The following is a 21530-nucleotide window of genomic DNA, read 5'->3' as shown; positions in this document are numbered from 1 at the left end:
GTCAGCCTCCAGTGACCGGTGGGAAGAACGCGATATCGTCGCCGTCACGCAGCGGCTCGTCCAGGTCACACAGCACCTCGTTGCGTGCGCACATCAGGCCCGAATGGCCTAGCGTGCTCGCCCAGGGTTCACCGCGCTCGGCCAGCAGGTCCCGCACTGCCTGCAGGCTGGTGAGCGCTGGCGTCCAAGGCAGCGATTCGGCGTCCAGGCCCAGTCGCTCCCTGAAGCTTGCGAAGTACTGAAGGCGGATCACGGCAGTTCCCCCAGGCGATAGGCGCCGGAGCGTCCGCCGGATTTCCTGAGCAGGCGCACCCAGTCGATCTGCATGCTGCGATCGACGGCCTTGCACATGTCATACAGGGTGAGCGCCGCAACGCTCGCCGCAGTCAGGGCTTCCATCTCAACGCCGGTCACGCCCTTGAGGCTGCAGGTGGCGATGATGCGTACCGAGTCCGGAGTCACCGCTTTCATCTCCACGTTGACCGCCGTCAACAGCAGTGGGTGGCACAGCGGGATCAGCTCATGGGTGCGTTTGGCGGCCATGATGCCGGCGATGCGCGACACCGCGAAGACATCGCCCTTGGGATGACCGGCCGTGACGATCAGGTTGAGGGTTTCAGGCTTCATCCGCACCCAGGCTTCGGCGGTTGCCTGGCGGTGTGTTTCGGCTTTGTCGGTGACATCGACCATCTGGGCGTTGCCGCGTGTGTCCAGGTGGGTCAAGGGGGAGGGCGAGTCGACGGAGGAGGTCATGGGGGCTCCAGGGCATGGTGTCATGCCGGCTGAGGGCGGGTTCAAAGGGCGCTGTCTGTCGGGTGCTCAGGCTGTCTGGCCCACGGCCGGGGGCGGGCCCGGCGTGAGCAAGGCGCGGGCTTGGGCGAAGCATTTTTCCGCCAGTGCCGAACGTGGCTCGTTGCGGCGCAGCAGCAGGCCAACGGGCGCGTGGATGTTGGCGCTGGCGATGGGCAGGATGCGGATATGCTCGCTCAGCTCTTCCAGCCCATCGTCGAGCGGCATGATGGCGCAGCACATCCCAGCGCAGACGGCCTGGATCAACTGGTAGGTCGAATCGCTTTCGAGCACCGGTGTGGGATGCAGGCCACGGCTGCGCAGGCTCAGATCCAGCGACTGGCGATAGTGCATGCCTTGGGAGAGCAGGCCCAACGGCAACTCGGCGAGCGTTTCCCAAGGCAGTTCGGCCTCGTCGAAGCGAAAGTGCCGGGTGTCGTACAGCAGGCCCATGCGGGTGGCGCCCAGCTCGATGATCTCGAAATAGCTGCTGTTGACCCGATCGAGGTAGCAGATGCCCAGGTCAAGCTGGTTGCGGCTCAGGCCGTCGATGACCTGTTCGGAACTGAGCGATGACAGCTGTACGGTGAGTTCCGTGTACTGCGCGAGCAGTGGCTTGAGCAACTGCATGGCATTGAAGCTCGACAGCGGCACCATGCCGATGCGCAAGCTGCCGACGGTCTGGCCGCGGCAATTGGCGGCTTCGGTCTGCAGGCCGTCATAGGCGGCCAGCAGCGTGCGCGTCCAGGCCAGGATCCGTTCGCCCGCCTCGGTGAACCCTTCGAATCGCTGGCTACGGGTCACCAGCATCAGGCCAAGTTCGTCCTCCAGGTTGCGCAGACGCATCGAGAGGGTCGGCTGGGTGATATGACACAACGCGGCAGCCTGGCCAAAGTGTCGGGTCTGGTCCAGCGCAATCAGAAATTTAAGTTGTTTGATATCCATCGCTCGCCCTGCAAACACATGAGTCGTATCGGAGGTGTGCTGCATTGAACCGATCGTTTACATGCTGACGCCGGCAGTAAGTGTATTGAGAAGAGTCGAAACCCTGTGGCGGCGAAACGTAAAGTGAAAGAGCAACAGTGTCCAATGGGAATTTACGAACACCTGATAGATCTCGCTGATCAGGCAAACGCGATAGACGATATCGATAACGGGGTATGTATTATTGATTGGACGGTCAGGGCAGGGCGCTTTAGTTTCTCGCGAATAACCGCCCCTGTTTATGTAGAGCGTTCAAGATGAGTTCAAAACCTGCTGCGCAATTCATACCCCTGAACGTCGCCGTGTTGACGGTCAGCGATAGCCGGACTTTCGAAACAGACACCTCGGGCGAGTTGTTGGCCTCCCGCGCCGTGGAAATGGGGCATCGCCTGGTGGCTCGCGCCTTGCTCAAGGACGATCTCTATCGGATTCGGGCCCAGGTCGCGGGCTGGATTGCCGATGATGAGGTGCAGGTGGTGCTGATCACCGGTGGCACTGGCTTCACCGGGCGTGACAGCACGCCGGAGGCGGTGGCCTGCCTGCTGGACAAGCATATCGAGGGCTTTGGCGAGCTGTTCAGGGCCTTGTCCATCCTGGATATCGGTACCTCGACGGTGCAAAGCCGCGCGTTGGCAGGACTGGCCAATGGCACGCTGGTGTGTTGTCTGCCGGGCTCGACCGGCGCCTGTCGCCCGGCCTGGGAGGGCATTTTGGTGGAGCAACTGGATTCACGGCATCGACCGTGCAATTTCGTGCCGCACCTCAAATCCATTGAGCGTTGCGGGTCGCGGCAGTGAGCTCGAGCCTGTAGGAACGGTTTGCCCGCCAACCGGGCAATAAGGTGTATGTCACCGGTTGCGACGGTGTGCGCGGGTCACTGGTTGGGTACAGGCTTGACTGTAGCGCTACCCGCGAATAGGCCCGGACAAGCAACACAGCAATCAGTGCTTTCAAGATTCCATGCGCTCGGGATTAATGAGTCATTCTTGAACGAAAGACAAGGGTTCATGTTGTCCAATTGTTTTTTGTTAATACTTGATAAGTGTCGTCGATCACGAGGGGGAAGTGCGCATGAATAAAGGGCTTGGCGGCGTGATAGATAATCCCGATCACGTCGTCATTACTTTTGATTTGACGGAGGGTGGCAGCGAAAATAGTCTGCCGCTGTAAAGGTTTGAAGTGTGTTTTTCAATGTTCTCAAGGGAAGTTGAAAGTTGGCACTTCAATTCGGTTTTCCTCCGAGTATCAATCAAAGGGTACCCCGATGAGCGAAGAAGAACATATCAGAAGTTACAATGGCCCGGCCGCCGGCTGGGGCGCGCTCAAGAGCGTGACCAAGGCCTGGCTGGGCAGCGAGAACGCTTTCAAGAACCTGCGCATGATGCTCAAGACCAACCAGAACAGCGGCTTCGACTGCCCCGGTTGCGCCTGGGGCGAGTCGCCGGAAAGCGACATGGTCAAGTTCTGCGAGAACGGCGCCAAGGCCGTCAACTGGGAAGCCTCCGGGCGTTCGGTGGACCCGGCGTTCTTCGCCCGGTACAGCGTCAGCGCCCTGGCCGAGCAAAGCGACTACTGGCTCGAGTACCAGGGCCGCTTGACCCACCCCATGCGCTATGACGCGGCCACCGACCATTACGTGGAAACTTCCTGGGACGACGCCTTCGCGCTCATCGCACAGCACCTGCAGGCGCTCGAGTCGCCCAACCAAGCCGAGTTCTACACCTCGGGCCGGGCCAGCAACGAGGCGGCGTTCCTGTACCAGCTGTTCGTGCGCGCCTTCGGCACCAACAACTTCCCCGACTGCTCGAACATGTGCCACGAGGCCAGCGGCGTGGGCATGGGCGAATCCCTCGGCGTGGGCAAGGGCACCGTGGTCTTCCACGACCTGGAAGAAGCTGACGCGATCTTCGTCATCGGCCAGAACCCTGGCACCAACCACCCGCGCATGCTCGAACCACTGCGCGAGGCGGTCAAGCGTGGTGCCCAAGTGATCTGCTTCAATCCTCTCAAGGAGCGTGGCCTGGAGCGTTTCCAGCATCCGCAGCATCCGTTCGAGATGCTCAGCAACGGCTCGGAGCCGACCAATACCGCGTACTTCCGTCCGGCGCTGGGCGGCGACATGGCGGCCATGCGTGGCATCGCCAAGTTCCTGTTGCAGTGGGAACGCGAGGCCCAAGCCAAAGGCGAGCCGGCGGTGTTCGACCATGCCTTCATCAAGGCGCACACCTCGGGTGTTGAGGCCTACTTGGCGGCCTTGGATGCCACGTCCTGGGAACATATCGTCGAGCAATCCGGCCTGAGCCTGGCCGAGATCGAACTGGCCGCGCGCATGTACCGCAAGGCCGAGCGGGTGATCATGTGCTGGGCCATGGGCGTGACCCAGCATCGCCATTCGGTGCCGACCGTGCAGGAAATCATCAATCTGCAGCTGCTGCGCGGCAACGTCGGCAAGCCAGGCGCGGGCCTGTCGCCGGTGCGCGGCCACAGCAACGTGCAGGGCGACCGCACCATGGGCATCGACGAGCAGCCACCGGCACGCCTGCTCGATGCGCTCGAATGGCGCTTCCAGTTCGAAGTGCCGCGCGAGCATGGGCATAACGCGGTCCTCGCCATCAAGGCCATGGAAGAAGCGCGCGCCAAGGTGTTCATCGCGCTGGGCGGCAACTTCGCCCAGGCCACGCCAGACACCCCGCGCACCCACGCCGCGCTGCGCAAGTGTGAACTGACCGTGCACATCGCCACCAAGCTCAACCGCTCGCACCTGGTGACCGGTCGCGATGCGCTGATCCTGCCGTGCCTGGGCCGCACCGAGATCGACCTGCAGGCCGAAGGCCCGCAAGGTATCACGGTCGAGGACACCTTCAGCATGGTGCATATCTCTCATGGACAGCTCAAACCCCGCTCACCGCACCTGCGTTCGGAGCCGGCGATCGTTGCCGGCATGGCCAAGGCGACCCTGGGCAACCATCCCATCGATTGGGAATGGGTGATCGGCGACTATGCGCGCATCCGCGACCTGATCGCCGATACCATTGCAGGCTTCGAGAACTTCAATGTCCGTCTGCAGCAACCGGGTGGCTTCCACCTGGGCAATGCCGCGGCCGAGCGCGAATGGAATACCGCCACCGGCAAGGCGCAGTTCACGCCCAGCGAGCTGCCTGCGCAACTGGTCAACGCGACCGTTCTGGAGCGCGGCGAGCGGCCAGACCTGATCCTGCAGACCCTGCGCTCGCACGATCAGTACAACACCACCCTGTACGGCCTGGACGACCGCTACCGGGGCGTGTTCAGTCTGCGCGAGGTGGTGTTCGTCAACGAGGCCGACATCCGCCGCCTGGGCTTCGAACCTGGCGAGCACGTGGACATGGTGTCGCTCTGGGAAGACGGTCGTGAGCGGCGCGTATCGGGCTTTCAGTTGGTGCCCTACGACCTGCCTGAGGGCCAGGCCGCAGCGTACTACCCGGAAACCAACCCGCTGGTGCCCTTGGAAAGCTACGGCGACCGGACCTACACACCCACGTCGAAGTTCGTCGCCATCAGGCTGGAAAAGGCACGACCGGACAACCTGATCCACACCGTCGCCGAATAACCCTCTCGTCCCCTCTGTGGGTAGGCCCCGGCCCGGCAACCGGCTGCGGCCTACAAGGATATTGTCATGTCGAATCTAGGTGCGTTGGACCTGGCGCGGATTCAGTTCGCCTTCACGGTCTCGTTTCACATCATCTTCCCGGCCATCACCATTGGCCTGGCAAGCTTTCTGGCGGTGCTCGAAGGCTGCTGGCTCAAGACCAGCAACGCGGTCTACAAGGACCTGTACCACTTCTGGTCGAAGATCTTCGCCGTCAACTTCGGCATGGGCGTCGTCTCGGGCCTGGTCATGGCCTATGAGTTTGGCACCAACTGGGCGCGCTTCTCCGATTTCGCCGGTAGCGTCACCGGACCCTTGCTCACGTATGAGGTGCTGACGGCGTTCTTCCTGGAAGCAGGCTTCTTGGGCGTGATGCTGTTCGGCTGGGACCGGGTAGGGCGCAAGCTGCACTTTTTCGCCACCATCATGGTCGCCATCGGCACGCTCATCTCGATGTTCTGGATCCTCTCGTCCAACAGCTGGATGCAGACGCCACAAGGTATCGAGATCATCGATGGTCGTGTCGCGCCGATGGACTGGTTCAAGATCGTCTTCAACCCGTCGTTCCCGTACCGCCTGGCGCACATGGCGCTGGCCGCGTTCCTGTCGACTGCCCTGTTCGTGGGGGCCTGCGCTGCCTGGCACTTGCTGCGGGGGCGCAACACGCCACAGGTGCGCAAGATGCTGTCGATGGCCATGTGGATGATTCTGGTGGCCACGCCCGTGCAAGTCGTGGTGGGCGATGCCCATGGCTTGAACACCCTGGAGCATCAACCGGCGAAGATCGCGGCCATCGAAGGCCATTGGGAGAACGTGCCTGGCGAGGCCTCGCCGCTGGTGCTGTTCGGCCTGCCAGACATGGACGCGGAGAAGACCCGCTACAGCCTGGAGGTGCCTTACCTGGGCAGCTTGATCTTGACCCACAGCCTGGACAAGCAGATCCCGGCGCTCAAGAGCTTCGCCAAAGAGGACCGGCCCAACTCCACGATCATCTTCTGGAGCTTCCGGGTCATGGCGGGCCTGGGCATGTTGATGCTGGCCTGTGCACTGCTGGCGCTGGTATTGCGCCGAGGCGGTGCCCTGTACCGCAACCGACTCTTCCTGTGGTTTGCCTTGCTCATGGGGCCCTCGGGGCTGATCGCCTTGCTAGCCGGTTGGTTCACCACCGAGGTCGGCCGCCAGCCGTGGGTGGTCTACGGCATGTTGCGCACCACGCAGGCGGCGTCCAATCACAGTGCGACGCAGATGAGCGTGACCCTGGCGCTGTTCGTCCTGATCTACTTCTCGGTGTTCACGGTGGGTATCGGCTACATGATGCGCCTGGTGCGCAAAGGGCCGAAGGCACACGAGGAGCACGTATCGCCTGAGCAACCGGGCCAACTTGCGACAGCGCGTCGTCCGCTGTCGGTAGCGGATTGAAAGGGGACTGAAGCATGGCAATTCAAGGTATCGACTTGTCGATCATCTGGGGCGTGATCATCGCCTTTGGCCTGATGATGTACGTGATCATGGATGGCTTCGACTTAGGCTTGGGGATCCTGTTTCCCCTGATCAGCGACTCCCGCGAACGCGATGTGATGATGAACACCGTCGCGCCGGTCTGGGATGGCAACGAGACCTGGGCGGTATTGGGCGCGGCGGCGCTGTATGGCGCGTTCCCGCTGGCCTATTCGGTGATTCTCGAGGCGCTGTACCTGCCGCTGGTGTTGGTGTTGGCCGGGCTGATCTTTCGTGGCGTCGCGTTCGAGTTCCGCTTCAAGGCCCACCCGCGCAAGCGCCATCTCTGGGACAAGGCGTTCATCGGCGGCTCGGTGCTGGCCACGTTCTTCCAGGGTGTGGCCATTGGCACCTACATCTCGGGCATCCCTGTGGAGAATCGCCAGTTCGCCGGCGGCGCGCTGGATTGGCTGGCGCCGTTTCCGCTGTTCTGTGGCGTGGGGTTGATCCTGGCCTATGCGCTGCTGGGCAGCACCTGGCTGCTGATCAAGACCGACGGCATGCTGGAGGCGCGCATGCGTCACTACAGCCGTCCGCTGCTGTACCTGTTGGCGGTGGTGATCGCGGTGATCTGTGCCTGGACGGCCTGGCTGCACGCCGACATCGCCCAGCGTTGGTTCGCCGGCAGCCACTGGATCCGCTCCGCGCTGATTGCCGGGTTGGCCGTGCTGGCGGTGGTGGTGATCCAGAAGACCCTGCGCAAGCGCCATTCGCACTTGCCATTCATGGGGGTGGTCGTGCTGGTGTTCCTCGGCTACCTAAGCCTTGCGATCAGCATCTGGCCGAACATCGTGCCGCCCTCGATCGACCTGTGGCAGGCCGCTGCGCCGCTGACGAGCCAGCTGTTCGCCCTGATCGGTGCGCTGTTCATCATCCCGATAATCCTGGCCTACACCTTCTGAAGTTACCACGTGTTCCGCGGCAAGGTCAAAGCGGGGGACGCCTACCACTGAGGCGCTCTGCCTGGATGACGTCCGGTGTGGGCTGGGCGTCAACGCCTGCGGCCCGCTCGCGGGTTTGCAGTGTGCTATACCCTTTAACCGAGCCCCGCTGGCGTGCTGGCGCGGGCTCGTAATTGCTGACTGTCTATAAGGCGAAGCCCGTGAACATGAACATTTCCGAGATCGAGCCCCAGGCTGTCGATACCCCGATTACCCGCAGCGCCATTTTCATCGTGGCCACGCTGAAGCCTGCGCAGGGCAGCCGCGATAGCGTCCGTGCGCTCTGTGGCGACCTCGCCGGGCTGGTCCGGTCAGTCGGCAAGCGCGTGCCGTCGGGCAATCTTTCCTGCGTGGTGGGCTTTGGCGCCGGTGTGTGGGAGACGCTGTTCGGAGCGCCGCGTCCGGCATCGCTGCATCCTTTCCGGGAGATCGGCAGTGGCGATCGTCTGGCGGTGGCCACCCCAGGAGACATCCTGCTGCACATCCGCGCCGAACAGATGGACCTGTGCTTTGAATTGGCCGCGCAGGTCATGAAACGCCTGGAAGCTGCTGTGACGGTGGTCGACGAGGTCCAGGGCTTCCGTTACTTCGACATGCGCAGCATCATCGGTTTCGTCGATGGTACCGAGAACCCCACAGGCCGCGAGGTCGGCAAGTTCACCCTCGTCGGCGACGAGGACCCGTCGTTCGCGGGGGGAAGCTACGTACTGGTGCAGAAGTACCTGCACGACATGACGGGCTGGAACGGGCTGTCCACCTCGGAGCAGGAAAACATCATCGGGCGCACCAAGCTGTCGGACATCGAACTGGACGAGTCGGTAAAGCCCAGTTGTTCGCACAGCTCGCTGACCACCCTGGAAAAGAATGGCCAAGAGGTGAAGATCCTGCGCGACAACATGCCCTTTGGGCGTCCCGGGGCAGGGGAGTTCGGCACCTATTTCATCGGGTATGCCCGCTCGCCGGCACCGATCGAGGAAATGCTCGAGAACATGTTCATCGGCAAGCCGCCCGGTAACTACGACCGGCTGCTCGACTACAGCCGGGCGGTGACGGGCGGGTTGTTCTACGTGCCGTCGGCGACTTTCCTGGCCGCCTGCGAGGACTAACCGAAACGACAGCGCCCACGTGAAGACGTGGGCGCTGTCGTATCCGGGGCTGCTTAGAAGTCGTACTTCAAGCCAACGGTGGCATTACGCGGCGTGCCGTAGTAGCTGCTGCCGGCGGTGTTGGTGTAGTACTCCTTGTCGAACAGGTTGTTGACGTTGACCGTGGCGCTCAGCTGGCGGGTGATCGGGTAGCGGGCCATCAGGTCGACCACGGCATAGTCGCCCTGGGTGAAGCGCACTTTGTTCGGGCCCTGGTTTTCGCTGTAGATCTCGCTCTGCCAGTTCGCGCCACCGCCCACGGTCAGGCCGTTGCCGATGCCGCGCAGGGTATAGGTGGTGAACACCTTGAAGGTGTTCTGCGGCACATTGGTGTTGAGCTTGCTGCCCTCGGCATCCTGCACGATGTTGCGGCTGAAGCTGGCACTGGCTTGCCAGTCCGGCGCCAGTTCGCCGGAGAGTTCCACTTCGAAACCGCGGGTCTTGGTACCCGATTCGGCCTTGTAGGCAAAGCCACCGCCTGGGACCGGCACGTTGGGCTGGATGAGCACGGCCAGGTTGTCCTGTTTGATCTCGTACAGCGCCAGGCCGAAGTTCAGGCGATCCTCGAAGAACGCCGCCTTGGTGCCCACTTCGTAGCCATCGCCTTCGAGCGGGTCGATGTACTTGCCGCTGATGTCCTTGTTGCTCTGCGGCTTGAAGATACTGGTGTAGCTGGCATACACCGACCAGTGCTGGTCCAGGTCGTAGACCACGCCGGCAAACGGTGTGACCACACCGGTCTCCTGGCGGCGAACGTCGGTGTCTGGCGTGTCGTCGTAGTAGTCGGTCTTGACGGTGTTCTTCCAGTCGTTGACACGGGCGCCGAGGATCAGCGACAGGTCTTCGGTCAGGCGCAGGCGGGTGCTGCCATAGGTCGCGCTCTGGTCTTCCTGGTAGTCGATGCGGCTGGTTGCCGGCAGCGGTGGCTTGCCGGGGGTGTCTCCATTCCAGGTGTAGATGTTGGGGATGGCGTTGCTCCAGCCGTCGAACCACCACAGCGGGTAACCGTTGGTGCGGTATTGGGTGCGCTGGCGGGTGTAGCCGAGCACCGCGTCGTGCTCCAGGCCCCACAGGTCGAAGCTGCCGGCGATGTTCACATCCACACTCGTTTGCACAGGCTTGGCCTCCCAGCGCCCGGCCCACAGGCTGACCCCGGCTCCGGTGGCCGGATCCGGGTTGCCGCCGGCGGCATAGCCCAGGACCTCGTCATACTCGTAACGGTCGCGGTTGAGCGTTAGCTTGGCTTTCCAGCGCTCGGTCAGGTTGTGTTCGAGGGTGGCGAAGCCGGTGGTGAAGTGTCGGTTGGAATAGGCCCAGCTGGCAGCGGCCGAATCCGAACGGGACCATTTGGCGCGCGAGCCGTCGCTGTTGAACAGGGGCAGGCCGCTGCGGGCATGGTCGTCGGCGTCGTGGGATTGGGAGTCCATGCCGAAGGTCAGCAGCGTGTCGGGCGAAAGATCTGCCTCGATGATGCCGTAGAACACCTTCTTGCGTTCATTGAAGCGGTCGATGTACGACTCGTTGTCCTGATAGGCGCCGACCACCCGGCCACGCAAGGTGCCGCTGTCGTTCAGCGGGCCGCTGGCATCGACCTCGGTGCGCCGATAGTTCCACGAGCCTGTGGTGGCCGACACACTGCTCTGGAAGTCGGCGGTCGGGCGCTTGCGGATCAGGTTCACGGTCGCGCCCGGGGTGCCCACGCCGTTGGTGAGACCGGTGGCGCCGCGGATGATTTCGACGCGGTCATACAGCGCCATGTCGTTGCTCTGGGCCACGGACTTGTAGTTGCTGTCCAGGCGTTGCAGGCCATCGACTTGATAGTTCTCGACAGCGAAACCGCGCGAGTAGATCTGGCTGGAGTCGGAGCCGGCGTTGCCGCCTTGGTTGACGCTCAGGCCCGGGGCTTGCTTGATCACGTCCAGCAACTGGGTGAGGTTCTGGTCTTCCATGCGCTGCTGGGTCATCACGCTGACCGCCTGTGGCGTCTCGCGGATCGTCAGCGGCAGCTTGGTCGCGGTGGCGGTCGAACCGCTGGTGTAGGAGCCGGTACCTTCGGTGGTGGCGCCCAGGGCGTAGCTGTTGATGCTGGTGGCGCTGAGCTCCAGGGCGTCGGTGCTCGGTTGGCTGATGATCAGGGTGTTGCCGCTTTGCTGGTAGCTCAGACCGCTGCCGGCCAGCAGCCGCGCCAGTGCGTCATGGAGCTCCAGCTGGCCGCTCACCGCAGGCGCCTGGCGGCCCTGGACAAGGCTGCTGTCGACGGCGATGGTCAGGCCGGCGGCTTCGCCGAGCTGGCGCAGCGAGGTGCCCAGGGGCTGGGCCGGCAGGTGAAGATCGATAGGCGCGGCAAAGGCCTGGGAGGCCAGCGTCAGGGCCACTGCGGCCGACAAGGCGCGCAGGGTCGGTTGCATCGACATGCAAGGGTTTCCTTCTGGTGTTTGGTTGCTGCAGTACTAACGCGTGAAGGTCGATTTACCCTGATGTTGGGATTGCGAATTATTTTCAATGAGAGCTGGCGCCGAGTTGTACGGCTGTAGGACGGTGATGCCAGCCTCATCGTGCAGGCGCACCGGTACCACCTGAGGCAGCGATTGCAGGAACCCTTCGATGTCGGCCAACTGAACCACCGCGCTGACACGCGGGCCGTTGCCGCGGCCCGCCCGCACGGGGGCTTGCCGATAGCGCGACAGGCTCGCAGCGACCTCCGCCAGATCGGCCTGGTCGAACACCAGGCTGCCGGACTGGAAGGCGAAGGCATCGCTGGCACTGCGCTCCAGGCGCTGCAGGCGCCCATCGAGGCCCACTTCGGCGACCTGGCCGGCTTCGAGCACCAGGTGATCGCTGGGGTGGACGAGGCTGTCCACCTGCACGCGGCCATGATCCACGCTGACGCGCAGTCGGTCCGGCAGCCGATTGACCACGAAGCGCGTGCCCAAGACGCGTACCCGTGCCAGGCCGCTGTCGATGATGAAGGGCCGTTGCGGCTGGCGTGCGACGGAAAAGATCGCCTCGCCGTGGAGCAGCTCGACCTGACGTTGGGCGCTGTCGTAGCGCAGGTGCAGGTGGGTGTCGGCATCGAGGGTGAGTTCGGTGCCGTCGCGAAGCTGCTGCAACTGGCGTTCGCCGATGCCGGTGTGCAGGTCGAGCTCCTGTGGGCCATAGCGATGGGCATGCCAGCCGAATGCGCTGCCCAACGCCAGCAGCACGGCCAGCACACCGCCCTGCAGCACGCGGCGCCGTGGACGCCGATGCTGCTGTTCCATGGCCTGGGCCAGGGCTTCGGTGCGGCGGGTGGAGGCAAAGTCGCCCCACAGCTCGGCGAACGCCTGGTATTCGGCCTGGTGGGACGGGTCGGCGGCCAGCCACCGTTCGAACGGCTCGCGGTCAGGGTGATCGGGTTCGGCGTCGTGCATGCGCGCGAACCACAGCGCAGCCTGTTCTCGCACGCCGCTCACGGGCGCAGCAGCTCGCGGGCGTTGCGCAGGGTAACCAGGGCGCGGGCCATGTGGCGCTCGACCATGTTCAGGCTAACGCCCAACTGCTGGGCGATGTCCTTCTGCGCATAGCCTTCGATGCGCGCCAGCCAGAATACCTCGCGGCAGCGCGGTGGTAGGCAGTCGAGGATGCGTTGCAGGGCGATGAGCCGCTGCTGGATGTCGAGCAGGTGTTCGGCGGAGGGCGCACAGTGCTCGTCGTCCGTTTCCTCATGGTGTTCGGGCAAAGGCTGTAACCGGGCATTGCGGCGGAAATGGTCGATCAGCACCGACTGTGCGACCTGGCGCAGATAAGCGTTGGGCTGGGCCAACGGCTGGGCGTGCTGAGCCAATGCGAAGCGCAGCAGCGCGTCGTGCAGCACATCGTAGGCGCGTTGTACGCAACGGGTCTGGCGACTGAGGCTGAGCAACAGGTCGTTGTAGGCCCAGCGCAGGTCGATACCTTGCCAGTTCAACGACGGGCTCCTGATGTTGGGGTGTGGAAGGCAATCGGCACGATGTGGCTGCTCGGTGAGGCGACGGGGTTGGCCGCGTCGGCAAGCTTAAATACTTGTCATAGGCATGTAAATAAGAAGTATTACTATTTATGTTTGTGTGGTTGAGCTCGCGACCGTCGGGCCTTCAGGCAAGTGTTCACATCTATCCAGCACGATTGCGTTGGCTGATTACACTGTTGGAAGCGCCACACATGGAGTACCTGGGATGGGCTGTGTGCTGATCGTTGTCGTTCGCCTGTCGGCGAGCCTTGTGTTCGGGGTCTGTGCGGCCAGATGCTCAGGGAGCGTGCGGCGATGAACAGCCCCGGACGTGGCATCTCTTTGCAACTGCTGGTGGCGCTGGCGATCATGCTGGGCATGTTGGTGCTGGGCACAGGCCTGGCCTGGCAGGGCTACAGCGCAGTCCGACAGACCCTGGTGGCTGCCGCGGGGGATACCGCCCTGCAGGTGGGCAAGACGATCGATGAGCGCGCCCGCCGCTTGGTTGATCCGGTGCAGAGCAGTCTCCGGTTGTTGGCCTCCGATCCGCTCGCCGGCGATCTGGCCCAACGCCTGGAGCGGCTGCCGCAACTGGTCGAGAGCCTGAACGCCAATAAGATGCTCAGTGCAGCCTACGTTGGTTACGCCAACGGCGAGTTCCTGCTCGTGCGCAGGCTTCGGGATCCACAGTTGCTCGAGCGTTTTGCGGCGCCACTTGGCACGGCCTTCCTGGTGCAGAGCGTCAGCCAGCAGGCGGGCGGGGCGATGTCGGGCCAATGGCGCTTCTATGACCGCCAACTCAACCTGCTCCAGACCCAGATCAAGCCGGATTACCGCTTCGATCCGCGCGGGCGCCCCTGGTTCGTCGAAGCCTCGGGGCAGGGCACCACTGTGCTGACTCGCCCGTATGTGTTCTTCACCACGCGCGAGGTCGGCATGACCATGGCCCAGCGCAGTATCCAGGGTGGGTCGGTGATCGGCATGGATGTCTCGGTCGACGATCTGGCCAGTGAAAGCCGAGACCTGCGCATGACGCCTGGCACCGAGCTTGCGGTGATCGATGATCAAGGCAACGTGGTGGCCTATCCAGACCTCAAGCGGGTCATCGTGCATGAGGGCGAGACGGTACGCCTGTCGCGCATCACCGAGCTTGGCATTCCCAGCCTTGCGCAGCTCTACGCCGACCTGCCCCAGGGGCCCCGCCCCAAGCGTTACCAGGTGGGCGGGGAGGCCTGGTACGGCATGCGTGTTCCGCTCACCACCTTGGCCGGGCAGGACTTGCAGGTGCTGATCGCTGTCCCTGGCCATGAACTGTTGGCCGGGGCGCGTCAGGTACTGTTCGAGCAGTTGCTCTGGACCGCGGCGCTGATGGCCGTGCTGCTGGTGCTTGGCGGCTTGCTCGGTCAGCGTATCGGCCGCCCGTTGCGCCTGCTGGCCGATCAGGTGCGAGGCTTGGCAGGTTTTGATTTCAGCCGCGAGGTGGGAGTCAGGTCGCGGGTGTCGGAGGTAAGTGAGCTCAGCCAGGTGCTCAGTCGCATGTCCGGGACGATCCGCAGCTTCCAGGCGATCACCCTCACGCTCAGCCGCGAGAGCCAGCTTGAGCGGATGCTCGAGGGTGTGTTGACCCATTTGGTCAATGCCGCAGGGGTGCATGCTGGCGCGGTGTACCTGTTCGACGTAGACCACGCACAATTGCGCCTGGCCACCTGCTGCGGGCGCGACGGGTACCCGGCACAGCTCGAGATTCACTCGGACGATCACCAGGACTTGGCGGCAGTCGTCACCCACGCTCTTGAACTGCGCGGGCGCAGCCTGGCGGTGGTGCTCAATGACCGCAGCCAGGCGCTGCTTGGCATCCTGGTGCTGCAATTGGAGGCTGAGCAGGCGGGCGAAGGGGTGGGTCAGCCGTTCCGGCGCTTCGTCGAGGAGCTTTCCGGCGCCGCGGCGGTGGCCATCGAGACGCGCCAACTGGTCGAAGCCCAGCAACGCCTGCTCGATGCGATGATCAAGCTGCTGGCCGATGCCATCGACGCCAAGAGCCCTTATACGGGCGGCCATTGCGAGCGGGTGCCGCAGCTGGCCCAGATGCTGCTGGACAAAGCCGTGCAGGCCGACAGTGGCCCCTATGCCGATTTCACCATGAGCGATGCCGAGCGCTATGAGTTTCATGTCGCTGCCTGGCTGCACGACTGTGGCAAGGTCACCAGCCCCGAATATGTGGTGGACAAGGCGACCAAGCTGGAAACCCTCTACAACCGCATCCATGAAATACGTATGCGCTTCGAAGTGCTCTGGCGCGATGCCGAGCTCGACTACTGGCAGGGCCTTGCCAGCGGCGCGGACCCGTCGGCGCTGCAGCGCACGCGCGAGCGCGCGCAGGCCGAGCTGCAGGAGGCGTTCGCCTTCGTTGCCAAGGCCAACATCGGTGGCGAGTTCATGCAGGAGCAGGACATCGAGCGGCTGCAGGGTATCGGCCAGCGCCGTTGGCAACGGCACTTCGACAACCGCCTGGGGCTCTCGCGCGATGAGGAGGAGCGGCTGGCGGGTGTTCCTCCAGTGCCGCTGCCCGCCGTTGAAACACTGCTGGCCGACCGCGATGACCATCGGGTGCCTTGGGGCGCGCGCAAGCCGCCTGTGGCCAAGGATGATCCGCGCAACATCTGGGGCTTCGACATGCGCCTGCCGGCCCATGCCAGCAACGAAGGCGAGTTGTACAACTTGTCGATCCGGCGCGGCACGCTCAATGAGGAGGAGCGCTTCAAGATCAACGAGCACATCGTGCAGACCATCATCATGCTCGACTCACTGCCGTTTCCGCGTCACCTCAAGCGTGTGTCGGCCATCGCCGGCAGCCATCACGAGCGGATGGACGGTGCGGGTTATCCGCGTCGGCAGGGCAAGGATGACCTGGGCATTCCTGAGCGGGTCATGGCCATTGCCGATGTCTTCGAGGCCTTGACCGCTGCCGACCGACCGTACAAACCGGCCAAGACCCTGTCCGAGTCGGTGAAGATCCTGGTCATGATGGCCCGCGACAACCACCTTGATGGGCAACTGCTGCGGTTGTTCCTAAGCAGTGGGGTGTATCGCGACTATGCACAGCGGTTCTTGCGGCCCGAGCAGATCGACGAGGTGGATGTTGCGTACTGGGTGGGGCAGCTTTAGCTGCGCCGAAGCGGTCGGCTGTCCCAGGGTTGAATGTATCCCTGTGTATCACAACGCCCGTTTGCACGGCTTCGCTTACAAATGCCACGGCCTCCGGATACGTGCGCGATACAAGCCTCAGGCCAAATGAACCTGCCTGAACGAAAAGGCCCTAGGCCACCGTTCCCCGGCTCATTCGCCCTAGCGGCCCAATCGCATAGACATTTCGGAGAATCTCCATGACCCGTTCCCAGTTCCCCAGCAAGACCCGCCTTGGCCTGCTCAGCATTGCCCTGGTGGGTGGCATCAACATGACGTCCGCTGCCTTTGCCGTGGACGCTTTGCCCCAGGGTTACCAGCTTGCTTCCGCGCAAAAGGCCGGCGAGGGCAAATGTGGCGAAGGCAAATGCGGCGCCAGTGGTGCCAAGGCCAAAGCGACCCAGGCTGAAGGCAAGTGCGGCGAGGGCAAGTGTGGTGCCGAGGGTGCCAAGGCCAAGGCGACCCATGCCGAAGGCAAGTGCGGCGAGGGCAAATGCGGTGCCGAGGGTGCCAAGGCCAAGGCAGCCCAGGCCGAAGGCAAGTGCGGGGAGGGCAAGTGTGGCGATGCGTCCTTCGCCCGTACCGACGCTGACCATGATGGCCGTGTCTCGCGCGCTGAACTGCTGGCGGTCGCACCCAAGGCCAATGCCGAGTTCGACGCCATCGACGCCAACCACGACGGCTTCCTTTCCGAAGGCGAGGTGTACCAATTCCGCAAAAACCAGTTCGACGCCAACGGCAAGCCATTCCCCGCCGATCTGTACAGCAAGTTGAGCCAGGCCAGCAACTGACCTTCGCTGATCGCCTCCCCGGGTCTTTGGCCGGGGGAGGGAACAGGACTCACAGGAGATCACCCATGAGTACTTCGTTTGCCTTGCACGGTGCCGGGCTGGGTCTGCGTCGGTCGCTATTGCCTGAACTGCTGAGCATGGATACCGATGCGGTGGACTTTCTCGAGTGTGCGCCGGACAACTGGATTGGCGTCGGTGGCGCCTACGGTGAGAGCCTGGCGCGCCTGGCCGAGCGGTTCCCGCTGTCATGTCACGGCCTTTCGCTGTCCCTTGGCGGCCCCGAACCGCTGGATCATGTGTTCCTGCGGCGCATCCGCGCGTTTCTCGACCGGTACGATGTCCCGCTGTTCAGCGAGCATTTGAGCTACTGCAGCGATGACGGCCACTTGTATGACCTGATGCCTATGCCGTTCACCACCGAAGCGGTGCGCCATACCGCCAGGCGGATCCGTGAGGTCCAGGACGTGCTTGGCCGACGCATCGCCGTGGAGAACATTTCCTACTACGCGGCGCCGTACCAGGCGATGAGCGAGATCGATTTCTTGTGCGCGGTCTTGGACGAGGCCGACTGCGATCTGTTGCTGGACGTCAACAACCTGGTCGTCAATGCCTGCAACCACGGCTACGACGCTGACGCGTTCCTTGCCCGCGTACCGGCCGAACGGGTGGCTTGCCTGCATGTGGCCGGCCACTACGATGAAGCGCCTGACCTGAAGATCGATACCCACGGTGCTGCGGTGCAGCAAGACGTCTGGCAGCTGTTGCGCAGTACCTACCAGTATTTCGGGGCGGTGCCGACTTTGCTGGAGCGCGATTTCAATTTCCCGCCCCTTGACGAGCTGCTCGGCGAGGTGGGCTACATTCGGGCGTTGCAGGCCCGCGCGCAAGCGCCGCAGGTGCGTCATGGCTGAAGCCTTGCGTGAGCAGCAGCTGTGCCTGAGCCGCTTCATTCGCGACCCACACAGCAACCCGGCGCCGCCCGGCATCGAGGCGCGACGTCTGGCGGTTTACCGACAGTTGTTTCTGGGCAACATGCAGTCGCTGCTGGCCGGCAGTTTCCCCGTACTGAGCGCCACCTTGGCCCAGACCCAGTGGCAGTCACTGACCACGGAGTTCTACGCCTGCCACCGCTGCAAGACACCGTTGTTCACCGAAGTGGCCGGCGAGTGGGTCAGCTACCTGGAAACCCGCAGCGACCTGCCAGGCTGGGTGGCTGAGCTTGCCCACTATGAATGGATCGAGACCGTGTTGCTGCTCAGCGACAATGCCGACCCGGCCCATGACCCCGAGGGCGACCTGCTCGATGGCGTGCCGCTGCTGTCGAGCCTTGCCATGCCTTTGGCCTACGCCTGGCCGGTCAGCCATATCGGGCCGGATCAGCTGCCGCTGGAGGCTCCTGTGGAGCCCACGCTGCTGCTGGCCCGCCGCGGCGCGGACCAGAAAATCCACTTCGCGCGATTGGCGCCCTTGGCCCACGCCCTGTTGGTGTCGCTGCAGCAGCAGTTGCTCACCGGTCGTGAACACCTCGATGCGCTGGCGCAGAGGGCAGGCGTCGAGCGGGGGGCTCTCGAACGCCAAGGCATTGCCTTGCTGCATGGCCTCAAAGCCCAAGGTGTGGTGCTCGGTACCGTTCGCGGTTAGGCCTGGCATTGACCGTTAAGCTATGGGGGCAGAGGGTCGTGGCGTTTTGAGCCATAAATGCTGGCCCTGTGGCTGTTAAGGCGTTTGGTCCGAAATTGCCGCAAAAAATGCATCCCGGGACGATGCCGCTTACTCATAACTGAACACAGATCTTCCTGTGTTCGACTTGAGGTAAGCGATCATGGCTAACAATCAAGACAACCGTGGCGACCAAGGCGGCAAAACAACCGAAGCCGGTCAACAAGGTGGCCAGGGGGCAGGGGGAATGCCCAATCAACAAAAAGGGGGGCAGGAGTCTGGCCGCAAGCCTGAGGACAAAATGAACAAGGACTGGGATCGCTCCAGCGATACGGGAAGCCAAGGTGGGCAGTCGGGACAGAACATGACCGACAAACAGAACCCTGCTCAGAAAGACCGCATGGGTGGGCAGCAAGCGCAAGGCGACACTGAAAAGTGGGACAAAGACCGCTGATTAGCCTTCACCTGCGCCGGGGCGGATAAAACCACCCCGGCGCAATGGGTTCACGCCACCGTATCTGTCGCGGCTTGCTCCAACCACGCCAGCAAGGCTTTCATTTCGGCCTGTCGTTCACGACCCGGCACGCATACCGCCATGTAGCGCGGCCCTGGCAGGCTGACGTCGGGCCTGAAGACCATCAATTCGCCCCGCTTGAGGCTGTCGGCCACCAGCACGTTGCTCGCAAGCACCAATCCATGTCCCGCGATAGCGGCACCCAACGCATAGTGTTCGTCATCGAACTCGCGCATGCGCGCACGTGTCAGCCAGTCCGGACAGCCTGCTGCGGCGCACCAGCGTTGCCAGTTGATGGTGTCGCCTTGCGGTATCTGCCAATGCAGGGCGATCAGTTGAAGCTCATCCACATTCAGGCTGGCCAGCACGTGCGGGGCGGCATAGACCGAGAAGCGTTCGTTCATCAGTGTCCGGCTGAACAGCTTTGCATCCGGACGGCTGACCGCTCGGATGGCCAGGTCGATGCTGGAGTCACGCAACAGGTCCACCAGCTCGTTACGGGTGTCGATCCGTAGGTTGAGCTGAGGAAACGCACGATAGAAAGCGCCCAGCCTGGGAATCAGCCAGGTCGCCGCCAGGCCGGGCGTCGTGGTGAGGGTCAGGGTCTGCGCAGAGGTTTTCGGCAGGAACTGTTCCAGGCTGCGGCTGATATCCAGGAACGCTCGGTGGATCTGGCGATAAAGCTGTTCGCCCTGTTCGGTCAGCGCCACGCCTTGCCCGGAGCGCTCGAACAACATCGTGCCAAGTCTGGCCTCCAGCGCCTTGACCTGGTGGGAAATGGCCGCGGGTGTGACCGAGAGTTCCTCGGCCGCGGTCTTGAAGCTGCCTAGGCGCGCCGCCGCCTCGAAGCTGCGCAGCGCGTTGAGCGCAAGGGTAGAGAACACCCATCACCTCCCTGGATGAATTGGATTAGGGCCGGGTCAATTTATCTCATTTTTCTTGGCTCCCATGGAGCGCTAACGTGACTGGCACTCGCTCAATCATAGGTGCATTGTCATGCAAGGCCCCCTTCGAAAAGTCGTTCAGGCCGTGCTTTATGAGGCCATCGCCGTCGCCGTTCTCTCACCCGCCATCGCCTTTGTTTACGGGAACGGTTTGGCGCATGCCGGCGCGCTGTCGTTGATGCTGTCTGCCAGTGCCTTGCTCTGGAACGTGGTGTACAACTACCTGTTCGAGTTTTGGGAGCGCCGTCAGGCGAGCCGTCCGCGTACTGTCGGCAGGCGCCTGCTTCACTCCATAGGGTTCGAGGGCGGGCTGGTGCTGCTGTTGGTCCCCTTGGTGGCCTGGTGGCTGCAGATCTCATGGTGGGCCGCGTTGGTGACCGACCTGGGATTGTTCGTGTTCTTCTTCTTTTACGCCTTGGTGTTCCAGTGGGTCTTCGATCGCGTGTTCGATCTGCCCCTGTCAGCGCAAGCTGAAGCGCCGGTCGATGCGTGCTCCGGATCCTGACAGCCGTCTGAGGTGGTCAGTGCGACGGATGACAATTCGGTCATCTAGCAAGAGTGGCAGCGCTCGTGGGCGATTGGCGGCTATCAATCCGAAGCGGTCAACGTGAGCAGCTGTCTTACTCAACTTTCAGGGCTGTCCCGATCCCTGTGGGTTCACCCACGAACACGGGCGAAGCCCGTGCCATCCACCGCGCTGCTTGTTTGCGGCGGTTCGAGGTGTCGACAAACCTCCCTCACATCGACCCCAACTGGCCAATTTGTCCTTAAGACACACTTGGCTTTTTCTCGAACGCGGCCTCCAGTGCTTGCTCGATCTCGGCAAGCGGGCATTCGCTGCCTGACCCCACGACCGCAGTTTGGTTGGCGCAGTTCACCACCAGCTCCAGCGTCGCAGGGCGGTGATCGCCCGGAAATTTCCGAAGCACGAGGTGAACCACTGCTTCGCTGCGCCAGGCGACTTGATCCATGGACCAACGAGTGTCGGCGAACGCGAAAATTACCGCCCGAGTGCGCACCTCAAGCAGCGAGGGCACATACACCCATTGGGTATTGCGCGCTTCCCAGGCGGAGACCCTGACCGCGAACGTGCCGCCTGGGGCGACTATTATTTCTATTTCTTCCATTCAACAGGCACCGTCAACCGAGTTGGGCCAAGGTCCTTCAATACGGCAGCAAGGTGTTCGTGGATGATGTTCCAGATCAGTGGGGCAACGGTGCGTTCCTCCATATGGGTCAGGCTTGGGGCGGGTTGTTCAAGGTCGAAAATCGAAGGCTTCATGCAAAGTGTGAGTTGGTATGGGAGACAGGGCGTTCACACAGGCTCGGCGGTCGTTCCTTGCTGGATGAGAGCTTTTTCAGGGAACAAGAAAGTCTCTGAATCGCCCCTGGTTTTCTAGACACTCTCCAAGCTCAGGAAATAGCGTTTCTCATACTCTACTGGAGACAGCTGCATAGCACTGCTGTGTCGGCGTTTAGGGTTATAGA

At 62.9% G+C, this 21530-nt stretch carries 19 protein-coding genes; 11 read left to right on the top strand and 8 right to left on the bottom strand.

Annotated elements, in window-relative coordinates:
* Nucleotide 1: 1 nt before the first annotated feature.
* From ACNFCH_RS12260 to ACNFCH_RS12250, 3 genes are all read right to left on the bottom strand, one after another.
* Nucleotides 2-253 (bottom strand): MoaD/ThiS family protein, encoded by a 252-nt coding sequence (locus tag ACNFCH_RS12260; RefSeq protein WP_416742876.1) that lies wholly within the window; start codon nt 251-253, stop codon nt 2-4.
* The gene (gene moaC / locus ACNFCH_RS12255) at nt 250-753 is read right to left on the bottom strand and encodes a cyclic pyranopterin monophosphate synthase MoaC (protein ID WP_196161930.1); all 504 of its coding nucleotides are present in this window, start codon (nt 751-753) and stop codon (nt 250-252) included. The genes ACNFCH_RS12260 and moaC overlap by 4 nt, the downstream gene beginning before the upstream one ends.
* A 66-nt stretch (nt 754-819) precedes the next feature.
* Nucleotides 820-1734, bottom strand: a complete 915-nt coding sequence (locus ACNFCH_RS12250; RefSeq protein WP_337158337.1) for a LysR family transcriptional regulator — start codon at nt 1732-1734, stop codon at nt 820-822.
* Nucleotides 1735-2030: 296 nt separating this feature from the next.
* On the opposite strand from ACNFCH_RS12250, the gene moaB reads away from it, so the two are divergent.
* From moaB to ACNFCH_RS12225, 5 genes are all read left to right on the top strand, one after another.
* Nucleotides 2031-2570, top strand: coding sequence for a molybdenum cofactor biosynthesis protein B (gene moaB / locus ACNFCH_RS12245; RefSeq protein ID WP_337158338.1), 540 nt, complete (start codon nt 2031-2033; stop codon nt 2568-2570).
* A gap of 467 nt (nt 2571-3037) precedes the next feature.
* The gene (locus ACNFCH_RS12240; protein ID WP_416742875.1) at nt 3038-5362 is read left to right on the top strand and encodes an FdhF/YdeP family oxidoreductase; all 2325 of its coding nucleotides are present in this window, start codon (nt 3038-3040) and stop codon (nt 5360-5362) included.
* Between the two features lie 66 nt (nt 5363-5428).
* Complete coding sequence (locus ACNFCH_RS12235) at nt 5429-6820, top strand: cytochrome ubiquinol oxidase subunit I (RefSeq protein WP_337158340.1); 1392 nt, start codon at nt 5429-5431, stop codon at nt 6818-6820.
* Between the two features lie 14 nt (nt 6821-6834).
* The gene (gene cydB / locus ACNFCH_RS12230) at nt 6835-7800 is read left to right on the top strand and encodes a cytochrome d ubiquinol oxidase subunit II (protein ID WP_416742874.1); all 966 of its coding nucleotides are present in this window, start codon (nt 6835-6837) and stop codon (nt 7798-7800) included.
* A 206-nt stretch (nt 7801-8006) separates the two neighbouring features.
* Nucleotides 8007-8945 (top strand): Dyp-type peroxidase, encoded by a 939-nt coding sequence (locus ACNFCH_RS12225; protein ID WP_416742925.1) that lies wholly within the window; start codon nt 8007-8009, stop codon nt 8943-8945.
* A gap of 53 nt (nt 8946-8998) precedes the next feature.
* On the opposite strand, the gene ACNFCH_RS12220 is transcribed toward ACNFCH_RS12225, so the two are convergent.
* From ACNFCH_RS12220 to ACNFCH_RS12210, 3 genes are read right to left on the bottom strand one after another with little or no spacing between them, the layout of a single operon-like run.
* Nucleotides 8999-11398 (bottom strand): TonB-dependent siderophore receptor, encoded by a 2400-nt coding sequence (locus ACNFCH_RS12220; protein WP_416742873.1) that lies wholly within the window; start codon nt 11396-11398, stop codon nt 8999-9001.
* Nucleotides 11399-11434: 36 nt separating this feature from the next.
* Nucleotides 11435-12427 (bottom strand): FecR family protein, encoded by a 993-nt coding sequence (locus tag ACNFCH_RS12215; RefSeq protein WP_416742924.1) that lies wholly within the window; start codon nt 12425-12427, stop codon nt 11435-11437.
* Nucleotides 12428-12432: 5 nt separating this feature from the next.
* On the bottom strand, nt 12433-12930 hold the full coding sequence (locus tag ACNFCH_RS12210; protein WP_337158344.1) for an RNA polymerase sigma factor: 498 nt from the start codon (nt 12928-12930) through the stop codon (nt 12433-12435).
* A gap of 336 nt (nt 12931-13266) precedes the next feature.
* Between ACNFCH_RS12210 and ACNFCH_RS12205 the strand changes: the two genes are divergently transcribed.
* The 5 genes from ACNFCH_RS12205 to ACNFCH_RS12185 all read left to right on the top strand — a co-directional run bounded on the left by ACNFCH_RS12205 (nt 13267) and on the right by ACNFCH_RS12185 (nt 19038).
* Nucleotides 13267-16116 (top strand): HD domain-containing phosphohydrolase, encoded by a 2850-nt coding sequence (locus ACNFCH_RS12205; RefSeq protein ID WP_416742872.1) that lies wholly within the window; start codon nt 13267-13269, stop codon nt 16114-16116.
* Nucleotides 16117-16334: 218 nt separating this feature from the next.
* A complete protein-coding gene (locus tag ACNFCH_RS12200) occupies nt 16335-16925 on the top strand; it encodes a hypothetical protein (RefSeq protein ID WP_337158346.1) in 591 nt (196 codons plus the stop codon).
* A gap of 65 nt (nt 16926-16990) precedes the next feature.
* Nucleotides 16991-17836, top strand: a complete 846-nt coding sequence (locus ACNFCH_RS12195; protein WP_337158347.1) for a DUF692 domain-containing protein — start codon at nt 16991-16993, stop codon at nt 17834-17836.
* On the top strand, nt 17829-18566 hold the full coding sequence (locus ACNFCH_RS12190) for a DNA-binding domain-containing protein (RefSeq protein WP_416742871.1): 738 nt from the start codon (nt 17829-17831) through the stop codon (nt 18564-18566). The genes ACNFCH_RS12195 and ACNFCH_RS12190 overlap by 8 nt, the downstream gene beginning before the upstream one ends.
* Before the next feature lie 181 nt (nt 18567-18747).
* Nucleotides 18748-19038 (top strand): hypothetical protein, encoded by a 291-nt coding sequence (locus ACNFCH_RS12185; RefSeq protein ID WP_416742870.1) that lies wholly within the window; start codon nt 18748-18750, stop codon nt 19036-19038.
* A gap of 50 nt (nt 19039-19088) precedes the next feature.
* Here ACNFCH_RS12185 and ACNFCH_RS12180 read toward each other — a convergent pair whose 3' ends face one another.
* The gene (locus ACNFCH_RS12180) at nt 19089-19982 is read right to left on the bottom strand and encodes a LysR substrate-binding domain-containing protein (protein ID WP_416742869.1); all 894 of its coding nucleotides are present in this window, start codon (nt 19980-19982) and stop codon (nt 19089-19091) included.
* A 112-nt stretch (nt 19983-20094) separates the two neighbouring features.
* Between ACNFCH_RS12180 and ACNFCH_RS12175 the strand changes: the two genes are divergently transcribed.
* Nucleotides 20095-20547: a PACE efflux transporter gene (locus tag ACNFCH_RS12175; protein ID WP_337158351.1), complete on the top strand. Its 453-nt coding sequence runs from the start codon at nt 20095-20097 to the stop codon at nt 20545-20547.
* A gap of 262 nt (nt 20548-20809) precedes the next feature.
* Here the strand turns inward: ACNFCH_RS12175 and ACNFCH_RS12170 are convergent, their stop codons facing one another.
* Nucleotides 20810-21169 (bottom strand): hypothetical protein, encoded by a 360-nt coding sequence (locus tag ACNFCH_RS12170; protein WP_337158352.1) that lies wholly within the window; start codon nt 21167-21169, stop codon nt 20810-20812.
* Between the last annotated feature and the right edge of the window lie 361 nt (nt 21170-21530).

Origin of the sequence: Pseudomonas sp. NY15354, from assembly GCF_048068075.1 — a bacterium.
Taxonomy (GTDB): Bacteria; Pseudomonadota; Gammaproteobacteria; order Pseudomonadales; family Pseudomonadaceae; genus Aquipseudomonas; species Aquipseudomonas guariconensis_C.
Note: the sequence above shows the minus strand (reverse complement) of the source record. Positions and strands in the feature narration are given on the sequence as shown.